This is a genomic window from Micromonospora sp. NPDC051006 (genome assembly GCF_044456245.1).
GTDB lineage: Bacteria > Actinomycetota > Actinomycetes > Mycobacteriales > Micromonosporaceae > Micromonospora.
This window is the reverse complement of record NZ_JBITFP010000007.1, coordinates 1-22,216: the sequence shown is the minus strand read 5'-3', so window position 1 is coordinate 22,216 and position 22,216 is coordinate 1. Positions and strand designations below refer to the sequence as shown.

Here is a 22,216-nt window from a genome sequence, read left to right as displayed (position 1 = left end):
GCCCGTCGGCACGCGATGACGCGGTCCCGCTGACATCGGCACCAAATGGGCCGTGTCGGACCATAGCGTGCCGGCGGCCGCCGGTCACGGCCCCCCTATCAGATTCCCGACAGCGCCCACGCACGCACCGTCACCACCACTGACACGCAGCGAAACGGCCCGCACACCAAAAGTGGTCCTCAGTGGACGGCGGACGGCGGCTTGCTCCACCCTGGACGGTGGCGCCGCACGGACCACCTCGCGACCCGCGGAAACCCCCGCTGACCACCGCCGATGTCCACCCGCGCCGGCCAACCGCAGGCCGCCGTCGACCCCGACCGGGACGCCCTACCGCAGCCCGCACCAACCCGGATCAGGCGAGCGGCACCAACCGACGCCCAGGACACAGCGTCACCACGCCATCGCCGAAAAGAGGTTCCCCGCCACGCCGGGGAAAGACGCCGGACTCAGCCGGCCCGCCGCCGCGCCCGCCGCGCGGCCAACTCGTCGCCCACCGGATCCGCAGCCGGGACCGCCGGCTCCACGGAACTCGCCCCGGCCGCCGGCTCCGCCGGCAGATGCGACAACGAACCCTGGATCTCCTTGAACGCCCCACCGATCGCGATGCCGAACACGCCCTGGCCACCCTGCAACAGGTCGACCACCTCCTCCGGGGAACGGCACTCGTACACCGTCGTCCCATCCGAGATCAGCGTGATGCCGGCCAGGTCCTCGACCCCGCGCGAGCGCAACGCCTCGATCGCCTTGCGGATGTTCTGCAACGACACCCCGGCGTCCAGCAACCGCTTCACGACCTTCAACACCACCAGGTCGCGGAACGAGTACAACCGCTGCGTGCCCGAGCCCGACGCGTCACGCACGCTCGGCACCACCAACGACGTACGCGCCCAGTAGTCCAACTGGCGATAGCTGATGCCCACCGCCTGGCACGCGGTCACACCCCGGTAGCCCACCGAACCGTCACTGTCCGTCGCCGATCCCGGCGGCGCCATACCCGGCTCGTCCAGTTCCGTACCCGGATCGGAATTCCGCGGCTCGTGCATCCGGACAACCTCCCCGCCAGTGTGGTGACGCGCCGTTTCCGGGACGCGCACCCCTCGACACGGCAACCCTATAGCGACCTTCAAGGGTTACCACGGAGGAACGACCGCGACACGCCGCGCAGCCACGCGAAAGATCACCACATACGCGAGACGTCACCCACCGTGACGCCCGGGAAAGACGACCAGCTGCCCGTGACCCCACGGACCCGCCGCTCAGCCCGCGAAATCCTCCGGACGCACCTGCTCCAGGAACTCGCGGAACTTCTCCACCTCGTCCTCCTGCTCGTCCGGGATGACGATCCCCGCCTCGCTGAGGACCTGCTCGGCACAACGAATGGGAGCCCCCACCCGCAACGCCAACGCGATGGAATCGCTCGGCCGCGCCGACACCCGCACCCCGTCACCGATCAACAGGTCCGCGTAGAACACGTTCTCCTTGAGCTCGGTGATCTCCACCGCCCGCAACGGCGCCTCCAGCGCCGCCAACACGTCGCGCAGAAGATCATGCGTCAACGGTCGGGCCGGCTTGACCCCCTGCTGCTCGTAAGCGATCGCCGTCGCCTCCACCGCACCGATCCAGATCGGCAGATAGCGGTCCCCCTCGACCTCCCTGAGCAGGACGATCGGCTGGTTACTGGGCAGCTCCACCCGAACCCCGACCACGCTCAGCTCGCGCACCGCCGCCTCCGTGTCGTTGTCACCTACGCCGCACCGCGCCCTTTCCCTGCACGGTACACGGACCGCGACACGGCCGTCCCATGCGCTACCCGCACCACGCCCGCGCCAGAAAGGGGTTACCCCGGCAAGCCTACGACACGCTTCCCGGAGCAGATCTTTCCGCTCGACCACCACCGGAACGCACCGGCACACACCTCACCGGCCCAGCGTCGAACGCAACCCCACCCGCACCAACGCCGCATGCAACTGCTGCGACAACGCCACCAACTCGCGCGCCGTCTCCGCAGCCCTGGCCCGCGCCGCCGGATCACTCTGCCGGGCCAACGGCGCCACCAACTGAGCGAACAGACCGACCTCCCGATCCGCCGCCGAGCGGTAACCGCGCAGATGCCTCGGCTCCAACCCGTACGCCGCCAGACCCGCCACCGCCGAAGCGATGATCAACGCGTCCCCGTCGTACCAGCCCGGCGGATCCGACACCACCACACCGAGACGCTCCAACTCGCCCAGCGTCGACTCGTCGATCCCGCTGCGCGCCACCAGATCCGACCGGCCGAGCCGCACCTCCGGCGACTCGACCGGCTCCTCCCGCCCCGGCACCTCACCGGAGGGGCCCACCGCGACCAGCATCGGCCGCGACCGCTCCGGCGCGTCCCCGGACGCGTCCCACTCGGCCAGCTGCTCCCGGATCACCCGCAACGGCAGGTACTGGTCGCGCTGCGCGGTCAGCACGAACCGCAACCGCGCAACATCGTCCCAGCTGTACTTCCGGTAACCCGCCGCCGTCCGCTGCGGCTCGACCAGCCCCTCGGCCTCGAGGAACCGCAACTTCGAGATCGTGACGTCCGGGAAGTCCACCCGCAACTGCCCCAGCACCTCACCGATGCTCATCAGCGGCTGGGACCGGGCCGCCCCCGGTGGCGTGGAGGCCGCAGGCTCGTTCACCCCCGGCCGGCCTCCTCCTCCGGGCGCGGACCGGCGATGAACACCACCCGGAACTTGCCGATCTGCACCTCGTCACCATTGCTCAACGTGGCCGCCTCGACCCGCTCCCGGTTCACGTACGTGCCGTTGAGGCTCCCCACGTCGCGCACGGTGAACGTGCCACCGTCACGGTGGAACTCCGCGTGCCGCCGGGACACCGTCACGTCGTCCAGGAAGATGTCACTGTCCGGGTGCCGGCCACTGGTCGTCACATCGTGGTCGAGCAGGAACCGGGCGCCCGCGTTCGGGCCGCGACGAACCACCAGCAGCGCCATTCCCGGCGGCAACGAGCCGGACATCCGGCTCGGCACCACATCGGTGTCCGGCCCCTCCAGCACTTCGTCGAGCGAACCGAGATTGAGCGTCGAAGTGACGTCGAGTGGGGGGAACTCGTCGTCTGGCCGCGTCATGGGACCACCTCACGGATCTGTTCGGTCGGCGTCGGGTGATGGCGGGTCTGGCCGCCGGGCAGTCGCACACCCGGCGGCTGGCTCCCCGTGCCAGGGAAGGCAATTCCGCAACGCTCAACTATTTGGGTTCTCGGTCGACTGGGCGAGCCTAGCCAGCGCCGAAATGCAGGGCAACCGGACGCGCGGACTCGACGGGCGCACCGGATCAAGCAGACTCAGCTCTCAGTGAGCTCGCGGTACGCGCCCGCGGTCAACAACCCGTCCACCGCCGTCGGATCAGCCGGGGTGATCTCCACCAACCAACCCGCACCGTACGGGTCCGTGTTGATCGCCTCAGGCGCGTCGCCGAGCGCGTCGTTGCGCGCGGCCACCGTGCCGGCCACCGGCGCGTAGATCTCCGACACGCTCTTCGTCGACTCGATCTCACCCAGCGACTCACCGACCGCCACCACGGCACCCGGCTCCGGCAACTGGACGTACACGATGTCACCCAGCGCGTCCTGCGCGAAGTGCGTGATGCCGACCCGGACCGTGCCCGTGCCGTCACCCGCCACCCACTCGTGCTCGGCGGTGTACCGCAGATCCTCAGGAATCACCAGACGCGTCCTTCATCCATCGGTGCGCCGAGCCACCCGGCCCGGCGCGGCCGCGCCGGTCAGGAGACCGGACGGGCGTGTTCCAGCTTGATCGGTGCATGAAGCGCCGAAACCTCGACAGCCTCATGCTCCTCAGGGGTCACCGTACCGCCGTCACCCTGGACCGACGCCACCACCCCACCAGGAATGGTCAACGCCGTGCGCATCGTCGCCGGATCACCGATCACCGTGATCGTGTACGGCCCGGTCAACCGCCGCCCGTCCACCACCAACGACCCGTTCTCCCCGTCCAGGAAGTACGTCGACGCGATGATCCGCACCGTCGCCCGATCACCACCGGAGATCTGCATCGCCTCCGCGCCCGCGCCCCGCAGCTCCTGCACCGCGTCCAGCACCCGGGTCGCCGAGACCGGCTTCGCGCCCGCCTTGAACTCAACCGTCAACCCCGGCCCCGTCGCCGGCAGCGTGCCCGCCAGGATGCCCAGCTCGTCCGCCCGCCGCGTCGCCTCGTCCAACGCCGCCTGCCGCCCCTGCTCACCGGAGCGCAACTGCCGCTGGCTCTCCTCCAACGCGGCGATGTCCTGCCGCAGCCGGTTCTCCCGGGCATCCAGGTCCGACAGGATCCGGACCAGGTCCTCCTGCCGCGTCGCGCCCAACGTCGGATCCGCCGACGTCGTCTTCAACTGCACCACCAGGGTGAACCCCAGCAGCGCCAGCAACACGGCGATCATCACCCCCGCCGCCGAGAACCGGGACCGCGCCGCCGACACCGGCGCCGCCGACGAGTCGTCGCCCGACACCCCGGCCGCCGCACCCTCCCCCGACACGGCCCGGGACAGATCCACCGTCGCGTCCTCGACCGGCTGCCCGCCCTCGCCGGGACGCTCCACCGGCTCCGGCTCGTCCACCGGCCCGTCCGGCACCAACGGGCTCAACTCGTCCGGATCCGGCGCGTCCGGCCGCGGATCCGGCTCACCCGCCGGGCCCGCCGGACGCGCCGGACCCGCCGGCTGCGGCCATCCCGTGCCGGTCTCGGTCTGCTCGTCGCTCATCGCCACAAACCTACGCCCGGAACAGGTGCCGACGGATCGCCGCCACGTTTCCGAAAATCCGCACCCCGAGCACGACCACGACACCCGTGGAGAGCTGCCCGCCCACGCCCAACTGATCCCCCAGGTAAACGATCAACGCCGCCACCAGCACGTTCGAGATGAACGACACCACGAACTGCTTGTCGTCGAAGATGCGGTCGAGCTTCGCGCGCACCCCACCGAAGACCGCGTCCAGCGCGGCCACCACCGCGATCGGCAGGTAGGGCTGCAACGCCGCGGGCACGGTCGGATCGAGCCAGACCCCGAGAACCACACCGGCGACCAGCGCCAGCACCGCGATCATCGACCACCTCCGGAGGGGCTGGGAGACGTCCCCGAGTCGGACGACCCGGGACTTGCGGACCGGTCACCCGACGCAGAGGGGCTCGGGCTGGCCGGTGGCTCCGCGTAGCGTAGCTGCGGCTCGGGAGCGGCCGGCAGGGTGAGGTCGTCGGCCTCCCGCACGCCGAACGACAGGCCGGTCTTCTCGGCCACCTCCCGCATCAACGCGGCGTTGCGGCTCTGCTCGAAGCGACGCTTCATCGACCCCGGCCCGATCGCGGACACCTCGTACGGCCCGGTCACCGGCCGGAAGTCGACCAGGATCGCCTCCCCCGCCGAGCGGATGGTCGACGTCGCCGTCAGCCGCTGCCCGTTGATCGCGATCGCCTCCGCGCCGGCGCCCCACAGGGCGTTGGCGACCCCCTGCAGGTCGCTGTAGAGCACCCGGGGCGGACCGGCGCCGGCGCCGGTCACCGCGTCCGCGTTACCCGGGGCGTCGGCCAACCGGACCACGACCCCGTCGCCGCGCACCCGGCCCACGCCGGTGCCCGCCTCCAGGTCCCGCAGCCGCGCCGCGGCCGAACCGCTCAGCGCCGCGTCCCGCTCCCGGCTGACCTCCTCGCGCAGCTGGTCGGCGCGCGCGGAGAGCTGGTCGGTCGCGCTCTCCCGCTCCTTGATCTGGGCCACCAGCCCGGAGCGGGCCTGACTGCGCCCCGGCTCGTCCTCCAACGTCTGCCGGTACGCCACGGCCAGCAGGAAACCGAGCAGCAGCAGCACGACGACCGTGACGGTACGGGCCGAGCGGGTCCGCCAGGCCGGAGGCGGGTTCTCCCGACGGCGGGCCGCCGCGTCGGCGTACCCGGGGTCGAGCGGATTGCGGAACAGCTCGGTGAGGAAGTCAGGGGTGAACACCCGCGCGGGGCGCTCGCGCTCGTCCCGGTCGCCGCTCATGCCGGCGTCCCGGTCGCCGCTCATGCCGGCGTCCCGGTCGCCGCTCACGCCGGCGCTCCCCGGCCGCGGGCCGCCCGGACCAGCCGGACCGCCTGGATGACGTACATCGCGCCGGCCACCCAGTAGAGCACCAGACCCCACCAGGCCAGCCCCCACCCGATCGCGCCGGCCACCGTCGCCGCCCCGGACACCGCCGTCGCCAGCAGCAGGGTCGGGAACGCGGCCAGCAGCAGGAAGGTGGCGGTCTTGCCGACGTAGTGCACCGGCGGCGGGCCGTAGCCGTAGCGGCGCAGCACCGCCAGCGAACCGAGCAGCAGCAGCTCCCGGGCCAGCAGGGCAGCGGTGAACTGCCACGGCACCACGTCCCGCACGGTGAACGCGATCAGCGTGGCGAGGATGTAGAGCCGGTCGGCGAGCGGATCGAGCAGCTCGCCCAGCCGGCTCACCTGGCGCAGCCGGCGGGCGACCCAGCCGTCGACCCAGTCGGTGGTCCCACCGATGGCGAGGACCACGACCGCGGCGACATCCGCGTGTGGCACCAGGAGGAGATAGAGGAAAAGCGGCACGCCGAGCAGGCGTACGAAGCTGATCAGATTGGGCAGCGTGAGCACCCGGTCCCCGGCCGCCGCACCGTCCGTGCCGCCCGAGGCCTCGGAATGCCCTGCCCCAGCCGGCCGACGCGACACCGAACCTCCTCCACGGCACGCCTCGACGCCCGGCGATCGTCGGGCGCTGCGGAGGACGTGCGCGCTGTCGGGCCGGCCACCGCCGGCGCCCCCTGCGGCCCCGTGGAACGGGACCTTCGCCTGAAGTCGGCCCACGATCGACGATCGCGGGCCGAGTGAGTTGCGCTGCCACTATATCGGGCCGTCGGTGCGGGGCCGCTGCCCCGAGCGCCGGCTTGCGGTTTGCCGTGTCCGATGTGGCGGAGGTCACCCCGCGTAGAGCGTCCTAGGATACTAGTCGAAGGGTCAGGCGGTGCGTACGGCCGAGTCGGTCTGCTGCTGGGCGGCCGCCGGCGCGGCGGCCTGGCCGAACGCGAGCAACGCGAGCAGTAGGTCGTGCTGGGCGTGGGGCGGCATCCGGTCGAGTACCGCCTGCACCGCCTGGTGCCGCCGCTCGGTCAACTCGCGCAGCAGCTTCTCGGCGGCCGCGGTGGGCCGCAGCCGCACCTCGCGCCGGTCCCGCGGGTCCGCCACGCGACGCAGCAGGCCGGTGGCCTCCAACCGGTCGCAGAGCCGGCTCGCCGAGGAGGGCACCACGTCCAGCAGCTCGGCCAGCCGGTTGACGTTCGTCCCCGGCCGGCTGCTGATCAACGACAGCACCCGCAGCTGGGTCGGGGAGACCGAGATGTGGTGCCGGGAGGCCGCCGAGTCGAGCACACCGACCAGCACTTCGGCGGCGGCGTCGATCGCCGCGGCGAGATCCGGAGGTCGCTCCATCCGATGTCCTCTGCCATCGTCCCGCTCGTGCCCAACCGCGGCGGGGCCGCTCATCTGCCGTCCCGGCCGCGGAAACCGCGCCAGTCCAGGCAGACAACGACGGCGTCGTCGCGCAGGTCGGTCTCCGCGTGGTAGGCGTGCAGTTCGCGCATCACCGTACCAACCGCCTCGGCGGCGGGCTGCAACCGCGTGGCCCGCATCGACCGGGCCATCGCCCGCTCGCCGTACGGTTCCTGCTCGGCCGGGGCGGCGGCCCAGACGCCGTCGCTGACCACGAAGAGGCGGTCGCCCGGCACCAGCTCGAACTCCTGCAGGTCGTAGCGCGCCTCAGCGAACATGCCCAGCGGCAGCTGCTGGTCCAGCGCGATCTCCTCGACCGTGCCGCCGCGCAACCGCAGCACGTGCGGCGACCCCGCGTCGACCGCCCGCACCCGTCCGGAGCGGATGTCCACCTCGAGCAGCAGCGTCGCCACGTACCGCCGACCCCGGTGCTGGTAGTAGAGCGTGTCCGAGGCCAGCTCGGCCTGCTCGGCGAGGCCGCCACCGGAGCGGCGGGCGTTGCGCATCGCGTTGACCGCGACCGCGGTGAGCAGGGACGCGGCCAGTCCGTTGCCGTCGCCGTTGAGCACCGTCACGGTCAGCCGGTCACCGTCCACCGACCAGTCGAAGTGGTCACCGCCCACCGTGTACGCCGGTTCGAGCTGCCCGGCGAGGTCGAACGCCTGGTGCGACACGCTGCGCCCGGGCAGCAGCTCCCACTGCATCTCGGCGGCCATGCTCAGCCGCTCCCGGCGCCGCGCCCGACGGTAGCGGTCGGTTTCCCGGTCGGCTGCGCGCAATGCCACCGCCAGGTCGCCGGCGATGTCGGTGGCCTGCTCCTCGATGCCCCGACCGGGCGCGCCGGGCAGCTCGATCAGCAGCACCCCGAGCCGCTCCCCCCACACCGACAGCGGCAGGTAGAGCCGGCACCGCCCGTCGTCGGCGGCGTCGCGGACCGGCTGCTGACTGCTGAAACAGCGCTGGGCCACTCCCTGGCAGGCGAGGAAGCCGGCCGCCGGCAGTTCCGGGTCGAGCACCGGCCAGAGCCCGCTGATCCGGTAGTCGGCGATGAAGACATCGGTCCGGGTCGCGCCGAGGGCGGACCGGATAGCCTGGTCGGCGGCCTCCACCAGCTGGTCGGGCGGGGCAGCGCGGAGAGCACGCGACACCGGATCGGGCGCGTCCACCATGGTTGTTCCTCCGGGATACTTGCTGTAGGGCAAGCATCATACGGACAGGCTCCGACGGCCGGACGGCGCGGTGCCCGGCGGCCCCCGAGACGGGGAACGGCTAGTCGTCGCCCCGGACCGCGACCCCGCCGTGGAACGCGTCCGGCACCTGCAGCAGCGGCCCTTCCGGACGCCACTGGGTGACCGGGACGATGCCGTCGTCGGTCGGCGTCCAGCGGCCCAACAGCGGCCGGAACGCCGACGGCGGACGCATCCGGAACGCCGGCCCCATCATCGCCAACGCCTGCGGATAGCCGGCCAACTCCTCGGTGTCGAAGTCGACCGCCAGGCAACTGCCCGGCGCCGCTGCCGTGTACAACTCGTCGAGCGTACGGGCCAACGTGTCGTCGTCGAGGAACGCGGCCAGACCGAGGAAGACCACTCCCACCGGCCTCCTCCCCCAGCCCGGCACGAACCGGTGCAGCTGGGCCGGGTCGACCGTGCCGACATCGGTGGCGTCCCCGTAGCCGTAGCCGGCCCGGTCGCTGCCGGCCAGGATGCGCTGGCCGAGCCGGATCGTCACCGGGTCGACGTCGGTGTAGAGCACGGTGGCCTCCGGCGCCACCTCGTGCACGTTGCCCATCGTGGGCACCCCGGCGCCGAACACCAGGAAGTTGTCCACCCCAAGCGCCGCGATGGCGCGTACCGACCGGCCGAGGAAGGCGCGCAACGCCCGGAACACCGGCGCGCACGGCCCGTACGCCTGCTCGAAGGCCTGCGCCGCGGCCACGTCGACCGGGAAGTGGTGCTCCCCGCCGAGCCAGAAGTCGATCATGCGCGCGGTGCTGGGCTGGTCGGGTTCAACCATCGATGACGCTCCCTCCCCGGTGGTCGTCGCCAGCGTACCGACCGGGCGTCCTGGGCGGTATCGCCCCGCCCGTGGCACCTCGGCCGGGATACTGGCGCAGGGTGGGCGGGAGGTGGGCGGTGAACTCGGCGGAGAGCGCGGCCGTGGTGGTCGGCGTGGACGGCTCCGAGCTGTCACTGCGCGCGGTACGGCTGGCCGCGGCGGAGGCCGCCCGCCGACACCGGCCGCTGCGGGTGGTGCACGGGTTCATCTGGCCGCTTCTGCACGTGCCGCTCACCGCCGCGCCGGACGGCCCGCCCGGCGGCGGGCTGCGCAACCAGGCGGAACAACTGGTCGCGGCGGCGGTCGCCGAGGCCGAGGCCGCCGCACCCGGGGTACGGGTCTCCGGAGAGATCATCGACGGAGAGGCCGCGGCGGTGTTGCTCGGCGAGTCGCCCACCGCCGCGCTGATCGTGCTCGGCGACCGGGGGCTGGGCGGCTTCACCGCCCTGGTGGTCGGGTCGGTGGCCATCCAGGTTTCGTCGTACGCCGACTGCCCGGTGCTGGTGGCCCGCGGCGCCGAGCGCACCGACGGGCCGGTGCTGGTCGGCGTCGACGGCTCGGAGCTCTCCGACCACGCGATCGAGTTCGCCGCCGAGACCGCGTCCGTCCGCGGCGCCGCGCTGCTCGCGGTGCACGCCTACCGCCATCCGGCCTCCACCGGCCCGGGTGACATGCAGCCGCTGGTCTACGACGCGGCGCAGCTGCACACCGACGAGGACCGGCTGCTCGCCGAGTCGATCAGCGGTGTCCGCGAGCGGTACCCGGACGTGCCGATCAGCCGCAAGGCGGTACGCGGGAAACCCGGGGCGGTGCTGGCCGAGGCGTCCCGGCAGGCGCAGCTGGTGGTGGTCGGCGGTCAGGGGCGCGGCGAGTTCAGCGGGTTGCTGCTGGGGTCGGTGAGCCAGGCGGTGCTGCACCACGCGGACTGCCCGGTCGCCGTGGTCCGCGCGCCCCGCTGAGCACGGTTGGCCCGCCGGCCAGCGGGTAGACGAGCGCGTACGCCATCGGCGACAGCGACCGGAGGAGGCAGTGATGCCAGGACCACGGCCGGGCAGCAACGCGTACGACAAGCAGCGGGCGCGGATACGCAACGCGATCGACGATTCCGGGCGGCGGGTACCCGACGGCCGGGCGAACCAGGTCGCGAACCGGATCCTGCAGGAGGACCGTGGCCAGCGCGGCGTGGTCCGCGGGGAACGGACCTACGGCCCCAAGGGCGAGCGCGAACCGGGCGACCCGAAGTGAGGACCGCGGACCTGGCCGACGGCGCCATCGCTGGCGCCGTCGGCACCACCGCGTTGAACGTCGTGACCTACCTGGACGTCACGCTGCGGGCACGGCCGTCCAGCAGCACGCCGGACGAGGCGGCCGGGCGACTCGCCCGCGCCGCGCACCTCGACCTGGGGCCCCCGGCGAAGGCGACGAACCGCCGATCCGGGCTGGGCGCGCTGCTGGGCTACGCCACCGGGATCGGCGTCGGTATCGGATTCGCGCTGCTGGCGCGCGGACGCCGGCAGCCGTTGGCGGCGGCCGGCGGTCTGTTGGGAGCGGGTGCGATGACGATGACCGACGGTTCGCTGACGGTGCTGCGGGTCAGCGATCCGCGCACCTGGCGGCGTTCCGACTGGCTCTCCGACATCGTGCCGCACCTGGTGTACGGCGTGGCGACCGCAGCCACCTGGAACCGGCTGCGGCCGCCCGCGAAGCGCCGGGGCTAGCCCGGGTCGCCACTCTCGTCGTCGGCCAGCGGCTCGCCCGTGGGGCCGTACGGCGACGCCTGTCCCTTCGGCACCGGCCTGCCCGCGTCCCCCTTCGAGGAGCCGCGGTTGAGTGGATGACCGGTCGGCTTCGGACCCTTGCTGTCCTGGCTCGTCGCGCCCTTGGCGTTGCGGCGCAACTCCTGCTGCTGCGGATTCACCATCGGTGTCTCCTTCCGGCTGGGCTGATCACGGGATCGACCGCCTCCGCAGCCGGTTACCCGCCGCCGTCGGTGGCATTCCGCCCGGGGCGGCGGGGCTAGCCGAGCGCCGGGCGGGTACACCCCGAGGATGGGTGACCAACGAGCGGTGGCGCGGGCTCTGCTGGACCGGCGGGGACGGACCTACGCCGAGGAGGCCGGCATCCAGCTCGCCGACCGGCCGGCTCCGCTGTACCAGCTACTCGTGCTGGCCACGCTGCTGAGCACCCGGATCCGGGCCTCGGTGGCGGTGGCCGCCGCTCGGGAGCTCTTCGCGGCCGGCTACAAGACCCCGCAGGCGATGGAGGCGGCCAGCTGGCAGCAACGCGTCGACGCACTCGGCCGCGGCCACTACCGCCGCTACGACGAGCGGACCTCCACCATGCTCGGCACCGGCGCCCGGCTCTGCCTGGACCGCTGGCACGGCGACCTGCGCCGGCTGCACCGTGAGGCGGGTGGCGAGCCGGCCGGGCTGCGCAAGCGGCTCACCGAGTTCCCCGGCATCGGCCCGACCGGCGCGGACATCTTCCTGCGCGAGGCGCAGTCGGTCTGGACGGACCTGCGCCCGTTCGCCGACCGGCGGACCCTGGCCGGCGCGAAGCGGCTCGGCCTGCCCGGTTCGCCGGACCGGCTGGCGGGCCTGGTCGGTGGCGCCGAGTTCGGGCGGCTCGCCTCGGCCCTGGTCCGGGTGGCCCTCGGCGAGGAGTCCGCCGGCGAGGTCACCCGCGTCGCGGCCGCCCGCTGATCCGCTACTTCGCCGGCTGGCCGGGCTTGGTCAGGTGCCACACCAGCAGCGACGCGAGCAGGGCCAGCAGCACCAGCCCGCCGGTGAGCCCACGACCCTCGTCGGGGTCCCGGCCGGTGGTCCCGAAATAGATCACCGCAAGCCCGGCGAGCACCGTCAGAAACGTCCGAAGACCTCGGTCCTTCACGTACCGGACGGTACGAGCGGGCACCGGCGACGGTGGTGGTTTTCGGGCAGATTCCCCCGTCCGGGGTGGCACCGGGGCGTCGCGTCAGTCGGTCTCCAGGTCGTCCAGCGAGATGGCGTGCGTCATCAGCCAACGAGCCAGCGCCGACATCCCGAACAGCCAGAGCGGGGCCGACTCGGTGGTGCCGTTGGTGGCGAAGATGGCGAAACGCAGGTCGGGCGCCCGGTACGCCTCGATCCGCCACCGGTGCTGCCTGTCGCGCCAGACCGCGGAAGGGTCCATGCCGTCACGGTAGGTGACGCCGGCGTGGTGACAGGCGCCCTTCGACAGCGCGGGCCGCCATCCACCGTCACACCAGCCAGCCCGGCAGGATGTCGACGAGCGCGGAGCCGGTCACCAACCGTCGCGCGGCCCCCTTGTCGGCTCAGCGGGCGGCGGTGACCACGACCCGGGCGTCGTCGGGCAACCGCCGGGTGAGGCCGCGCCGGTCCAGCAGCTCCAGCAGCGGCACCGCCACCCGGCGGGTGGTGTCCAACGCCTGCCGGGCCGCGGAGAGGGTGAACGGCTGGGGCAGCCCGGCCAACACCCGGACCGCGTCGTTCGCGGCGTCCGGCAGCAGCACCACGTTCTCCGCCAACCGCAGCAACGCCCCCGCCCGGACCGCCGCGCCGATCTCCCGGGGTCCCAGCCCCAGATCGGCGAGGTGGTCGGCCTCGGGCGCCCGGAACGGGCGGTCGCCGTACTCGTCGCGGATGCGCTGCACGGCTCGAGCCACCGGTGCGGGCAGCGCGTCGCCGCTCGTCGCGGTGACCCGGCCGCCGTGCACCCGCAGCGGTGGCCGGACCAGCGCCTCGACCAACGCCCGGTCCGGCAGGGCGAGGCGCTGCCGCAGCGTCTCCACGGGCGCGCCGGGCTCCAGCGGGTGCTCCCGGGCGTGCCGGGCGACCTCGTCGACCAGCCGGGCGGCGAGCTGCCGCCAGTGCTCCGGATCGGCCAGCCAGTCGCCGGCCACCGGGCGGGCGTCGACCGGGACGCCCATCCGGGTCAGCTCGACGGCCCGGGCCAGCCGTCGGCGGCGCAGCTCCCCCGCCAGGTCGGGACGACCGTCCAGCCCCGCCAGCACCGTCGCGCGGGCCGCCGCCGCGCCCCGGCGGGCCAGCGGCGGTGGCGCCACGTCGAGCACGGTCACGCCGCCGGCGACGTGGTGGCGACCGGGGTCGCGCAGCAGCGCCCGGTCGCCGACGAGCAGCGGCAACGCCCGGGCCAGCCGCAGCCGGACGGTGTCCGGCCCGAGCGGGCGGACCCGCGCCGGCACCGCGGCCGAACCGACGTGCAGGGTGAGGGTGGCCGGCAGGTCCGCCGCCGGGTCACCGGCGACCCGGACGTCCACCACGTCGGTGCGGTGGAACCGGTCCGGGCTGAGCAGCGCGTCACCGCGGGTCAACCGGTCCCGTGCGGTGCCGCGCAGGTTCACCGCGACCCGGGCCACCGCGGTCACCTCGGACCGGGCCACGCCGAGCGACTGCAGGCCGCGTACCCGCACGGGTTCGCCGGTGCCGGCCAGTTCCAGCTCGTCGCCGACCCGCAGCCGGCCCGCGCCGAGCGTGCCGGTGACCACGGTGCCGCTGCCCCGGATGGTGAAGCTGCGGTCGACCCAGAGCCGTACCGGGGCGGCCGGGGCCGGGGCCGGCTGCCGCGCGGCGAGCCGGTCCAGCGCCGCGCGCAGCTCCGGTAGCCCGGCGCCGGTCACCGCGCTGACCGCGACCGCCTCGACCGCGCCGAGGGAGGTGGCGGAGATCTCCTTGCCGGCCCGGGCGGTCGCCGGACCGGGATCGGCCAGGTCCGCGCGGGTCACCGCCAGCAGGCCGTACGAGACGCCGAGCGCATCCAGGGCGGCCAGGTGCTCGGCGGACTGCGGCATCCAGCCCTCGTCGGCGGCGACCACGACCAGTGCCGCCGGCACCGGACCCACCCCGGCGAGCATGTTCGGCACGAACCGCTCGTGCCCCGGGACGTCGACGAAGGCGACCGTGCCACCGGAGGGCAGCGAGGTCCAGGCGAAACCGAGGTCGATGGTCATGCCCCGGCGGCGCTCCTCGGCCCACCGGTCGGGTTCCATCCCGGTCAACGCCCGGACCAGGGTGGACTTGCCGTGGTCGACGTGCCCGGCGGTCGCGACGACCCACACGTCAGTCGTCCCCCGGCACGGCCAGCACCGCCGCGCGTATCGTCTCGTCCGCCTCCGGTGGCACGCACCGCAGGTCCAACAGCAGCCGCCCGCGCACCACCCGGCCGAGCACCGGCGTCTCGCCGGTGCGCAGCGGCGCCGCGTACCGCTCGGGCAGGCTCAACGCCCACGAGTCCAACTCCAGCCCGGGGGCGCCGCCACCGCCGACCACCGCCACCGCCGGCACCACCTCGGCCTTGCGGCCGTCGGCACCGAGCCGGTCGCGCAGCCGTTCGGTACGCGCCCGCAGCGCGCCCGCGTCGGCGTGCAGGGCCGCCCACGTCGGGTTCTCCGGCCGCTGCAGGGTGGCGGCCAGCGCGGCGAGGGTGAGCTTGTCCACCCGCAACGCCCGGGCCAGGGGGTGCCGGCGCAGCCGCTCGACCAGCTCGGCGCTGCCGAGCAGCAGCCCGGCCTGCGGACCGCCGAGCAGTTTGTCGCCGCTCGCCGTGACCAGGTGCGCGCCGGCGCGCAGGGTGCTGGCGGCGTCGGGCTCGTCGGGTAGCAGCGGATCGGCGGTCAGCAGCCCGGAGCCGATGTCCACGACGACCGGCACGTCGAGGGTGGCCAGTTCCCGTACCGCGACGGCGGAGGTGAAGCCGGTGACCCGGAAGTTCGACGGGTGCACCTTGAGCAGGAAGGCGGTGTCCGGGCCGACCGCGGCGGCGTAGTCGGCCAGCGTGGTCCGGTTGGTGGTGCCCACCTCACGCAACCGGGCGCCGGTGCTCTCCAGCAGGTCCGGCAGGCGGAAGCCGTCGCCAATCTCGACCAGTTCGCCGCGGCTGACCACGATCTCCCGGCCGGCGGCCAGCGCGGTCGCGGCGAGCACCAGCGCCGCGGCGCCGTTGTTGACCACGTGCACGGCGGCGGCGTCGGGAACGGCGCCGGCCAACGCGTCGATGGTGTCCCGGCCCCGACGGGCCCGGCGGCCGGTGGCCAGGTCCAGCTCGACGTCGGTGTGCCCGGCGGCGGCGAGCAGCGCGCTGACCGCTGGGCCGGACAGCGCCGCCCGGCCCAGGTTGGTGTGCAGCACGACGCCGGTGGCGTTGAGCACCGGCCTGGGGGCCGGCGCCGGCAGGGCCGCCATGGCGGCGTCCGGTACCTCGTCGGGCGCTATCTCACCGCGCCGGGCGCGGTCCTGGGCGTACGCCACGGCGGCCTTGACCCGGCTCCGGCCGAGGGTGTGCACGGCAGCGGCCAGCCTGGGGTCGGCGAGCAGCACATCGGTGCGGGGTACGCGGCGACGCGGGTCGACCTGCCCGTCACGCATCGCGTCATCTCCCACTGCGGTTGGCGGAGACGGACGGGAATCGAACCCGCCTGGCCCGGGTCCCGGACCACACCGGTTTTGAAGACCGGGAGGGGCACCAGCCGCCTGAACGCCTCCATCGAGCATTTGACCACAGCGCCGCGGCGTCCGCGCGGGGAGGTCGAAAACCTCTCGGACCGCGGTCAGTCGGTGGTCGCGTCCCGGCGGTTCGCCCGCTCCCGCTGCGGCACCACCGTGTACTTCGGATCGCGGGCCGAGGCGACACCGGCGTAGAAGACGCCGAACCGGGTGGCCACCGAGGCGGCGAGCAGAGCGGCGCCGGAGAGCGCGGAGAGCACCCGGCTGCGCCGGCCGATCAGCGCGCCGGCCACCCCGGCCGCGGTGAGCGTGCGGCCCAGCCGCAGCATCCGGCCCGGCCGGCCGGTGCGGTAGGGCTCGCTGAGCAGACCGAGTCGGGTCTCCACCCGATGCGCGCCGGTCAGCTCCAGGGCCGCGCCGGCCACCGCCATCCGCCGGGCCGGGCCCGCCTGGCCGGTCGGCGCGGCGATCAGCCCGACCCCGGCGCCGCTGGCCAGCGCGCTGCCCGCGAAGATGATCGGCAGTTCGGGGTACGCCTCATGCCAGGACGGCACGGCGGTGTCCGCGAGCAGGACGCCGGTGTACGTGGCCAGCGCCGGCGCGGTGACCGCGGCGGCCAGCCCGGCCGCGTGCCCCAACGGCGGCAGCAGCCGGCGTGCGACGCCGGGCAGTCCGCGCTCGGGCAGCCAGGGCGCGGCCTCGCTGATCGCGGCCAGGCCGGCGACCGGCCCGTACGCGGTGAGGATCCAGGTGCCCACCGACATCGGCGAGGTCGGCTTCGCCACCCGCAGCATGTGGTGGAACCGCGCCGGCCGGCCCAGGTCCTTGATCAGGAAGACGGCGCTGGCGCTGACCGCGGCGAGCGCCGTGACCCGGCCGGCCTTGCGCAGCGCCGGCCGGCCGGTGAGCTGCCCGCCGGCGGCGAGCAGCGACGAACCGGCCGCGAGCCCGCCGGTGAAGAGGTACGCGGCGATGTCCCACTTCCACACCGGCGCCTTCAGGATCGGCCGACCGTAGTAGGAGGTGAACTCGGCCTCGGGAACCCGCAGCTCCTCGCCGCCTCCGCGACGTCTGCGGCGCCGGTCACCGCGCCCCGCCGCCCGATCCGACCTGGACGCCGGAGCGGGCGCGTCACGGCCGGTGCCGACGCTGAGCTCGTTGGCCGGCGGCTCAGCGGGGTGGTCGCCCCGCGCGGGATCGGCGCCGGGGGCGGTCAGGTCGGTGTCGAGGCGTTCCCGGAACCGGCGGAAGCGGTCGCCGACCGGCGAGGGGTCGCCACTCACGAGGAACCTCCGACGAACGCGGCGACGGCGGCCGCCGCCATGGTCAGGGCCGCGAGGCCGGCACGTTTCCACATCTTCGGCAGGTCACGGGTGGTCACGACCGGATCCGGGGGCAGACCGTACACCTCCGGCTCGTCCAGCAGCAGGAAGAACGCCCCGTCACCACCCACGCCATCGTTCGGGTCGTGCCCGTACAGCCGCGCCTCGGGCACTCCGCGCTCGTGCAGGGTCGCGACCCGCGTGGCGGCACGCTCCCGCAGCTCGTCCAGTGGCCCGTACTGGATCGACTCCGTCGGACACGCCTGCGCGCACGCCGGCGTCATGCCCGCACCGAGCCGGTCGTAGCAGAGCGTGCACTTCCACGCCCGACCGTCGTCCTTACGCTGGTCGATCACCCCGTACGGGCAGGCGGAGATGCAGTAGCCACAGCCGTTGCAGATGTCCTCCTGCACCACGACCGTCCCGAATTCGGTACGGAACAGCGAGCCGGTCGGGCAGACGTCCAGACACGCCGCGTGGGTGCAGTGCTTGCACACGTCCGACATCATCAACCAGCGGAAATCGGTGCGTTGCTCCGCGCCGGTGCCCCGGCCCGGCGGCTGCGCCCCCGGCATCCCCAGGAACTGCGGCGCCTGGCCAGCGTCGCCCGCCACCGGTCCAGCGTGGTCCGGCCGCTCGCCGGCGGCGACCGGGGCGCCGAGCACGTCGGCCGGCCCGCCGGCCATCCGGGCGGCGGCCGACGGTGCGCCCGTCGGCAACCCCGGATCCGTGCCGGTCCGGTTGCCGGTGCCGGCCGCGACGGCGGCCGACGCCGCGCTGACCGGCTCCCCGGTCGGCGTCCCCGCGAACGGCGGGCTGCGGTGCCCGGCCGGGCGGGGCTGCTCGATGAACGCCACATGCCGCCACGAGTTCGCGGTCAACGCGCCGGTGTTGTCGTACGACATGCCGAGCAGGTCCAGACCGGAGCCGGGTACCCCGTTCCACTCCTTGCAGGCCACCTCACACGCCTTGCAGCCGATGCAGACGCTGGTGTCGGTGAAGAACCCCATCCGCGGGGGCGCGGACGTCCAACCGGCGTCCGGCGCCGGGTCCAACGGCCCGTACAGGCTGTTCGGGTCAGGAATCATCGCGCCCCTCCCCGTCGAGGTCGCTGGTGACCACCGGGACGTTCCGGCCCGGCGTGATGCCGGCCCGTCGCTGATACTCGGCCACCAGGTCGAGCAGGGCCGGCCCGGTGGGCCGTCGGCCCGGCCGGATGTCGCAGGTGCCGACCTTGCTCTCCTGGATCAGCACGTTCGGGTCCAGGGTGATCCCGAACAGGTCGTTCGCGGAGTCACCGGTGACCAGACCCTCGAAGCCGAAGTGGTAGGGCAGCCAGATCTGGTGGATGATCCGGCCCTCCACCCGTAGCGGGGTGAGTCGGTCGGTGACCAGCACCTTCGCCTCGATCACCGCCCGGCCGCTGACCAGGTGCGCCCAACCCAGGTGGTCCAACCCCACCTCGGCGGCCAACTCCGGCGACACCTCCACGAACATCTCCGGCTGCAACTCCGCCAGCGGCCGCACGGTACGGCTCATCCCGCCGGCCGTGTGGTGCTCGGTCAGCCGGCTGACGCTGAAGACGTACGGGAAGACCTGACTGTGCTCCTCCGGCGGGCTCGGGTTCACCGAGTTCGCCGGGTGCGGATACACCTTGCGGGTCGGGTTGGCCTGCTGCCGGTAGAGCGGGTTACGCACCGGCGACTCCGCCGGCTCGTAGTGCGTCGGCAGTGGCCCGTCCAGGACGCCGCTCGGCGCGTAGAGCCAGCCCTTTCCGTCGCCCTGCATGATGAACGGATCGTCACCGGCGATGCCCTCCGTGCCGGACGCGCCCGCCGGGGGCCGGTACGACGGTGGCTTGGTCTTCTCGAAGTCGGGCACGTCGTAGCCGGTCCACTCGCCCTTCTCCGGATCCCACCAGACGTACTTCTTGCGCTCGCTCCATGGTCTGCCGTCCGGGTCGGCGGAGGCGCGGTTGTAGAGGATCCGCCGGTTCGCCGGCCAGGCCCAACCCCACTCGGCGGCCACCCAGTCCTGCTCGTGGCGGGACTTGCGCCGGGCCGCCTGGTTCACACCGTCGGCGTACACCCCGGTGTAGATCCAGCAGCCGATCGCGGTGGAGCCGTCCGCGCGGGCCTCGGCGAACGTGGACAGTGGACGGCCGGTGGACACGTCGTACCCGTTGATCTCGCGCAGCACCGACTCGGCGCTCGGCTCGGCGTGCGGGCCGTGCGTGGGGTAGTCCCAGGTGAGGTCGAGCAGCGCCCGGTCCCGGGGCAGCTTTGAGCCGGCCAGCTTCTCCCGCAGCTTCCGGCCGAGGTGGTAGAAGAACCACAGCTCGGAGCGGGCGTCGCCCGGCGGTTCGACGGCCTTCTCCCGCCACTGCAGCAGCCGTTGGGTCTGGGTGAAGGTGCCCTCCTTCTCCACGTGCGAGGCGGCGGGCAGGAAGAACACCTCGGTGCGGCACTCCTCGGGCACGATCTCGCCGGTCTCGGTCTCCGGGCCGTTCTGCCAGAACGTCGCGCTCTCGATCATGAACAGGTCGCGGACCACCAACCAGTCCAGGTTCGCCATGCCCAGCCGCTGCGCCCGGCCGTGCGCCGAACCGACAGCCGGGTTCTGACCGAGCAGGAAGTAGCCCTTGATCTTTCCGTCGATCATGTTGAGCACCTGCTGGTAGGTGCCGTGGTCGCCGGTCAGCCGGGGCAGGTAGCCATAGCCGTAGTCGTTCTCAGGCGTCGCCGCTTCACCCCAGTACGCCTTGAGCAGGCTGGCAGCGAACGATCGGGCGTTACCCCAGAAGCCCTTCTGCCCCGGGTGCCGAATGCTGTCGACCCACTCGTCGAAGGTCGGGTGGTCCGCGTGGTGTGGCATCGGCAGATAGCCCGGCAGCAGATTGAACAGCGTCGGGATGTCGGTGGAGCCCTGGATGCTGGCGTGCCCGCGCAGCGCCATCACTCCCCCGCCCGGGCGGCCCATGTTGCCGAGCAGCAGCTGGATGATCGCCCCGGTGCGGATGTACTGCACACCGACGGTGTGCTGCGTCCAGCCCACCGAGTAGATCAGCATGCCGGTGCGCTCCCGGCCCGAGTTCCGCGTCCAGGCCTCGGCCAGCTCCAGGAACTTCTCCTGCGGAATACCGCAGACCCGCTCCACCATCTCCGGCGTGTAGCGGGCGAAGTGCCGCTTCAGGATCTGGTAGACGCAGCGCGGATGCTGCAACGTCTCATCCCGCCGGGTCTGCCCGCCCACCTCCGCGCCGTGCGACTCGTGCCGCAGGCCGGCGGCGGTGTCCCGCTCCTTGGCGGTGTGCCCGCTCCCGGAAGATCCCTCGTGCCCCTCGTACTGCCAGCTGTCCTGCACGTAGCTGCCGGTCGCCGGGTCGAAGCCGGAGAAGAAGCCGTCGCCGTCCTCGGTGTCGGTGAACTGCTCGCTGACGATCGTGGCGGCGTTGGTGTAGGAGAGCACGTACTCCCGGAAGTCCAGCTCGTTCTCCAGGATGTAGCGGACCACCCCACCCAGCAGGGCGATGTCGCTGCCCGCCCGGATCGGCAGGTACGCATCGGCCACCGCGCTGGTCCGGGTGAAGCGTGGGTCGACATGGAACACCTTGGCGCCGCGCCGCTTGGCCTCCATCACCCACTGGAACCCGACCGGGTGTGCCTCGGCCATGTTCGAGCCCTGGATGACGATGACGTCAGCGTTGGCGATGTCCTGCTGGAAGTCCGTCGCACCGCCACGACCGAAGCTGGCCCCCAGACCGGGGACGGTGGCGGAGTGTCAAATACGCGCCTGGTTCTCGATCTGCAACGCCCCCAAGGCGGTGAACAACTTCTTGATGAGGTAGTTCTCCTCGTTGTCCAGCGTCGCCCCACCCAGGCTGGAGATCCCCAGTGTCCGGTTGAGTGGCCGTCCCTCGCTGTCGACGTCCTCCCAGGTCTGCTCGCGGGCGGCGAGGATCCGGTCGGCGATCATGTCGACCGCGGTGTCGAGTTCGAGATCCTCCCACTGCGTCGAGAACGGCCGCCGGTAGCGGACCTTCGTCTGGCGCAACGGGCTGGTCACCAGACTCTTGCTGGCGGCGCCCTTCGGACAGAGCCGACCACGGGAGATCGGACTGTCCGGATCCCCCTCGATCTGACTGACCTGCCCGTCCTTGACGAACACCCGCTGACCACAACCCACGGCGCAGTAGGGGCACACCGACCGCGCCGTCGAATCCGCGGCCTCGGTACGCGCCGTCAACTCCGCCGAACGAGCCGACTGGGCGGCGGCACCCCGACCCAACGGGTCGGTGCCGGTGAGCTGCCGGTAGACCGGCCAGCCCTCGATGAAGGTACGCAGACCCATCCGCGAACCTCCCTCCCCAGAGGTCGACGTCGACCCCAAGAACATAAGCCAGCCGGCACGCTCCCGCGACCCGGGGAGAGCCCGGCTTCAGACCCGAACGCGTTCCGGCGCGGCGGTGCGGTGCGCGGGCGCGGTGCGCGGGCGCGGCGGGGCGACCGGGGGTCGACGTGCCGGTGGCGCTCGGGTTCGGGCCGGCCGGCTCCACGACTGCCCAGCCCCCACGATCAGACGTGGTGCGGCGCGGTGTGCGGGCGCGGCAGTGCGCGGCGCGGCGCAGCGGGGCGCGGCGGTCGGCGGGGTGGCGGTCCGCGAGGTGGCGGGGCGGGCAGGCCGCGGGTTGACGGGTGGTGCGTAGACAGCGTCGGGCCCCGCCGGCGGGGGGGGGGGGGGGGCGGGGGGGGGGGGGGGGGGGGGGGCGCGGGGGGGGGGGGGCGGGGGGGTGGGGGGGGGGGGGGGGGGGGGCGGGGGGGGGCGGGGCGGCGGGGGCG

At 73.3% G+C, this 22,216-nt stretch carries 24 protein-coding genes and 1 tRNA gene; 4 read left to right on the top strand and 21 right to left on the bottom strand.

The features are described from left to right. Positions 1–446: 446 nt before the first annotated feature. The 12 genes from ACIBBA_RS14020 to ACIBBA_RS13965 form a co-directional block, all read right to left on the bottom strand. On the bottom strand, positions 447–1,043 hold the full coding sequence (locus ACIBBA_RS14020) for a MerR family transcriptional regulator (RefSeq protein WP_396697088.1): 597 nt from the start codon (positions 1,041–1,043) through the stop codon (positions 447–449). 213 nt (positions 1,044–1,256) lie between these two features. Next, on the bottom strand, positions 1,257–1,721 hold the full coding sequence (locus ACIBBA_RS14015; protein ID WP_120331353.1) for a bifunctional nuclease family protein: 465 nt from the start codon (positions 1,719–1,721) through the stop codon (positions 1,257–1,259). Positions 1,722–1,916: 195 nt separating this feature from the next. Beyond that, complete coding sequence (locus ACIBBA_RS14010; protein ID WP_350874518.1) at positions 1,917–2,612, bottom strand: MerR family transcriptional regulator; 696 nt, start codon at positions 2,610–2,612, stop codon at positions 1,917–1,919. 50 nt (positions 2,613–2,662) lie between these two features. Next, entirely contained in the window at positions 2,663–3,115 is a 453-nt protein-coding gene (locus ACIBBA_RS14005) for an FHA domain-containing protein (protein ID WP_007071101.1), read from the bottom strand. 215 nt (positions 3,116–3,330) lie between these two features. Continuing rightward, positions 3,331–3,711, bottom strand: coding sequence for a glycine cleavage system protein GcvH (gene gcvH / locus ACIBBA_RS14000; RefSeq protein ID WP_350874486.1), 381 nt, complete (start codon positions 3,709–3,711; stop codon positions 3,331–3,333). 59 nt (positions 3,712–3,770) lie between these two features. Then, positions 3,771–4,763 carry a DUF881 domain-containing protein gene (locus ACIBBA_RS13995; RefSeq protein ID WP_396697086.1) on the bottom strand — a complete coding sequence of 331 codons (993 nt, stop codon included), beginning with the start codon at positions 4,761–4,763 and terminating at the stop codon, positions 3,771–3,773. A gap of 10 nt (positions 4,764–4,773) precedes the next feature. Next, complete coding sequence (locus ACIBBA_RS13990; RefSeq protein WP_350874488.1) at positions 4,774–5,106, bottom strand: small basic family protein; 333 nt, start codon at positions 5,104–5,106, stop codon at positions 4,774–4,776. After that, complete coding sequence (locus ACIBBA_RS13985; RefSeq protein WP_396697477.1) at positions 5,103–6,035, bottom strand: DUF881 domain-containing protein; 933 nt, start codon at positions 6,033–6,035, stop codon at positions 5,103–5,105. Before ACIBBA_RS13985 ends, ACIBBA_RS13990 begins: the two co-directional genes overlap by 4 nt. Before the next feature lie 44 nt (positions 6,036–6,079). After that, positions 6,080–6,721 carry a CDP-alcohol phosphatidyltransferase family protein gene (locus ACIBBA_RS13980; protein ID WP_350874490.1) on the bottom strand — a complete coding sequence of 214 codons (642 nt, stop codon included), beginning with the start codon at positions 6,719–6,721 and terminating at the stop codon, positions 6,080–6,082. A gap of 285 nt (positions 6,722–7,006) precedes the next feature. Next, complete coding sequence (locus ACIBBA_RS13975; protein ID WP_396697083.1) at positions 7,007–7,477, bottom strand: MarR family transcriptional regulator; 471 nt, start codon at positions 7,475–7,477, stop codon at positions 7,007–7,009. Positions 7,478–7,527: 50 nt separating this feature from the next. Continuing rightward, the gene (locus ACIBBA_RS13970) at positions 7,528–8,706 is read right to left on the bottom strand and encodes a PP2C family protein-serine/threonine phosphatase (RefSeq protein ID WP_396697081.1); all 1,179 of its coding nucleotides are present in this window, start codon (positions 8,704–8,706) and stop codon (positions 7,528–7,530) included. A gap of 100 nt (positions 8,707–8,806) precedes the next feature. Continuing rightward, positions 8,807–9,553 carry an SAM-dependent methyltransferase gene (locus ACIBBA_RS13965; RefSeq protein ID WP_396697079.1) on the bottom strand — a complete coding sequence of 249 codons (747 nt, stop codon included), beginning with the start codon at positions 9,551–9,553 and terminating at the stop codon, positions 8,807–8,809. A 119-nt stretch (positions 9,554–9,672) separates the two neighbouring features. Between ACIBBA_RS13965 and ACIBBA_RS13960 the strand changes: the two genes are divergently transcribed. The 3 genes from ACIBBA_RS13960 to ACIBBA_RS13950 all read left to right on the top strand — a co-directional run bounded on the left by ACIBBA_RS13960 (position 9,673) and on the right by ACIBBA_RS13950 (position 11,313). Continuing rightward, a complete protein-coding gene (locus ACIBBA_RS13960; RefSeq protein WP_396697077.1) occupies positions 9,673–10,554 on the top strand; it encodes a universal stress protein in 882 nt (293 codons plus the stop codon). 73 nt (positions 10,555–10,627) lie between these two features. Further along, the gene (locus ACIBBA_RS13955) at positions 10,628–10,840 is read left to right on the top strand and encodes a phosphatidylethanolamine-binding protein (protein ID WP_350874495.1); all 213 of its coding nucleotides are present in this window, start codon (positions 10,628–10,630) and stop codon (positions 10,838–10,840) included. Next, positions 10,837–11,313: a hypothetical protein gene (locus tag ACIBBA_RS13950; RefSeq protein ID WP_396697075.1), complete on the top strand. Its 477-nt coding sequence runs from the start codon at positions 10,837–10,839 to the stop codon at positions 11,311–11,313. Before ACIBBA_RS13955 ends, ACIBBA_RS13950 begins: the two co-directional genes overlap by 4 nt. Here the strand turns inward: ACIBBA_RS13950 and ACIBBA_RS13945 are convergent. Continuing rightward, on the bottom strand, positions 11,310–11,516 hold the full coding sequence (locus ACIBBA_RS13945) for a hypothetical protein (RefSeq protein WP_350874497.1): 207 nt from the start codon (positions 11,514–11,516) through the stop codon (positions 11,310–11,312). The genes ACIBBA_RS13950 and ACIBBA_RS13945 overlap by 4 nt on opposite strands. Before the next feature lie 127 nt (positions 11,517–11,643). Here ACIBBA_RS13945 and ACIBBA_RS13940 point away from each other — a divergent pair, with 127 nt between their 5' ends. Next, positions 11,644–12,297, top strand: coding sequence for a hypothetical protein (locus ACIBBA_RS13940; protein ID WP_396697073.1), 654 nt, complete (start codon positions 11,644–11,646; stop codon positions 12,295–12,297). A 4-nt stretch (positions 12,298–12,301) separates the two neighbouring features. Here the strand turns inward: ACIBBA_RS13940 and ACIBBA_RS13935 are convergent, their stop codons facing one another. The 8 genes from ACIBBA_RS13935 to fdh all read right to left on the bottom strand — a co-directional run bounded on the left by ACIBBA_RS13935 (position 12,302) and on the right by fdh (position 21,728). Further along, entirely contained in the window at positions 12,302–12,484 is a 183-nt protein-coding gene (locus ACIBBA_RS13935) for a hypothetical protein (RefSeq protein WP_350874521.1), read from the bottom strand. An 84-nt stretch (positions 12,485–12,568) separates the two neighbouring features. After that, complete coding sequence (locus tag ACIBBA_RS13930; protein WP_046570210.1) at positions 12,569–12,766, bottom strand: hypothetical protein; 198 nt, start codon at positions 12,764–12,766, stop codon at positions 12,569–12,571. 142 nt (positions 12,767–12,908) lie between these two features. Next, positions 12,909–14,672, bottom strand: a complete 1,764-nt coding sequence (gene selB / locus ACIBBA_RS13925) for a selenocysteine-specific translation elongation factor (protein WP_396697070.1) — start codon at positions 14,670–14,672, stop codon at positions 12,909–12,911. Between the two features lies 1 nt (position 14,673). Next, positions 14,674–15,978, bottom strand: a complete 1,305-nt coding sequence (gene selA, locus ACIBBA_RS13920) for an L-seryl-tRNA(Sec) selenium transferase (protein ID WP_396697068.1) — start codon at positions 15,976–15,978, stop codon at positions 14,674–14,676. Between the two features lie 21 nt (positions 15,979–15,999). After that, positions 16,000–16,095, bottom strand: a tRNA-Sec gene (locus ACIBBA_RS13915). A gap of 65 nt (positions 16,096–16,160) precedes the next feature. Beyond that, positions 16,161–17,105, bottom strand: a complete 945-nt coding sequence (gene nrfD / locus ACIBBA_RS13910) for an NrfD/PsrC family molybdoenzyme membrane anchor subunit (RefSeq protein ID WP_396697475.1) — start codon at positions 17,103–17,105, stop codon at positions 16,161–16,163. Between the two features lie 230 nt (positions 17,106–17,335). Continuing rightward, positions 17,336–18,463 (bottom strand): 4Fe-4S dicluster domain-containing protein, encoded by a 1,128-nt coding sequence (locus ACIBBA_RS13905; protein ID WP_396697473.1) that lies wholly within the window; start codon positions 18,461–18,463, stop codon positions 17,336–17,338. Then, positions 18,456–21,728: a formate dehydrogenase gene (fdh, locus tag ACIBBA_RS13900; protein WP_396697066.1), complete on the bottom strand. Its 3,273-nt coding sequence runs from the start codon at positions 21,726–21,728 to the stop codon at positions 18,456–18,458. Before fdh ends, ACIBBA_RS13905 begins: the two co-directional genes overlap by 8 nt. Positions 21,729–22,216: the final 488 nt, after the last annotated feature.

Coding starts and splice junctions, on each gene's coding strand:
- selA (WP_396697068.1), bottom strand. CDS start 15,978: ATGCGTGACGGGCAGGTCGACCCGCGTCGCCGCGTACCCCGCACCGAT.
- ACIBBA_RS14010 (WP_350874518.1), bottom strand. CDS start 2,612: ATGAGCATCGGTGAGGTGCTGGGGCAGTTGCGGGTGGACTTCCCGGAC.
- ACIBBA_RS13985 (WP_396697477.1), bottom strand. CDS start 6,035: ATGAGCGGCGACCGGGACGAGCGCGAGCGCCCCGCGCGGGTGTTCACC.
- ACIBBA_RS13930 (WP_046570210.1), bottom strand. CDS start 12,766: ATGGACCCTTCCGCGGTCTGGCGCGACAGGCAGCACCGGTGGCGGATC.
- ACIBBA_RS13995 (WP_396697086.1), bottom strand. CDS start 4,763: ATGAGCGACGAGCAGACCGAGACCGGCACGGGATGGCCGCAGCCGGCG.
- ACIBBA_RS13970 (WP_396697081.1), bottom strand. CDS start 8,706: ATGGTGGACGCGCCCGATCCGGTGTCGCGTGCTCTCCGCGCTGCCCCG.
- ACIBBA_RS13975 (WP_396697083.1), bottom strand. CDS start 7,477: ATGGAGCGACCTCCGGATCTCGCCGCGGCGATCGACGCCGCCGCCGAA.
- ACIBBA_RS13955 (WP_350874495.1), top strand. CDS start 10,628: ATGCCAGGACCACGGCCGGGCAGCAACGCGTACGACAAGCAGCGGGCG.
- ACIBBA_RS14020 (WP_396697088.1), bottom strand. CDS start 1,043: ATGCACGAGCCGCGGAATTCCGATCCGGGTACGGAACTGGACGAGCCG.
- ACIBBA_RS13990 (WP_350874488.1), bottom strand. CDS start 5,106: ATGATCGCGGTGCTGGCGCTGGTCGCCGGTGTGGTTCTCGGGGTCTGG.
- ACIBBA_RS14005 (WP_007071101.1), bottom strand. CDS start 3,115: ATGACGCGGCCAGACGACGAGTTCCCCCCACTCGACGTCACTTCGACG.
- ACIBBA_RS13940 (WP_396697073.1), top strand. CDS start 11,644: ATGGGTGACCAACGAGCGGTGGCGCGGGCTCTGCTGGACCGGCGGGGA.
- ACIBBA_RS13965 (WP_396697079.1), bottom strand. CDS start 9,553: ATGGTTGAACCCGACCAGCCCAGCACCGCGCGCATGATCGACTTCTGG.
- ACIBBA_RS13945 (WP_350874497.1), bottom strand. CDS start 11,516: ATGGTGAATCCGCAGCAGCAGGAGTTGCGCCGCAACGCCAAGGGCGCG.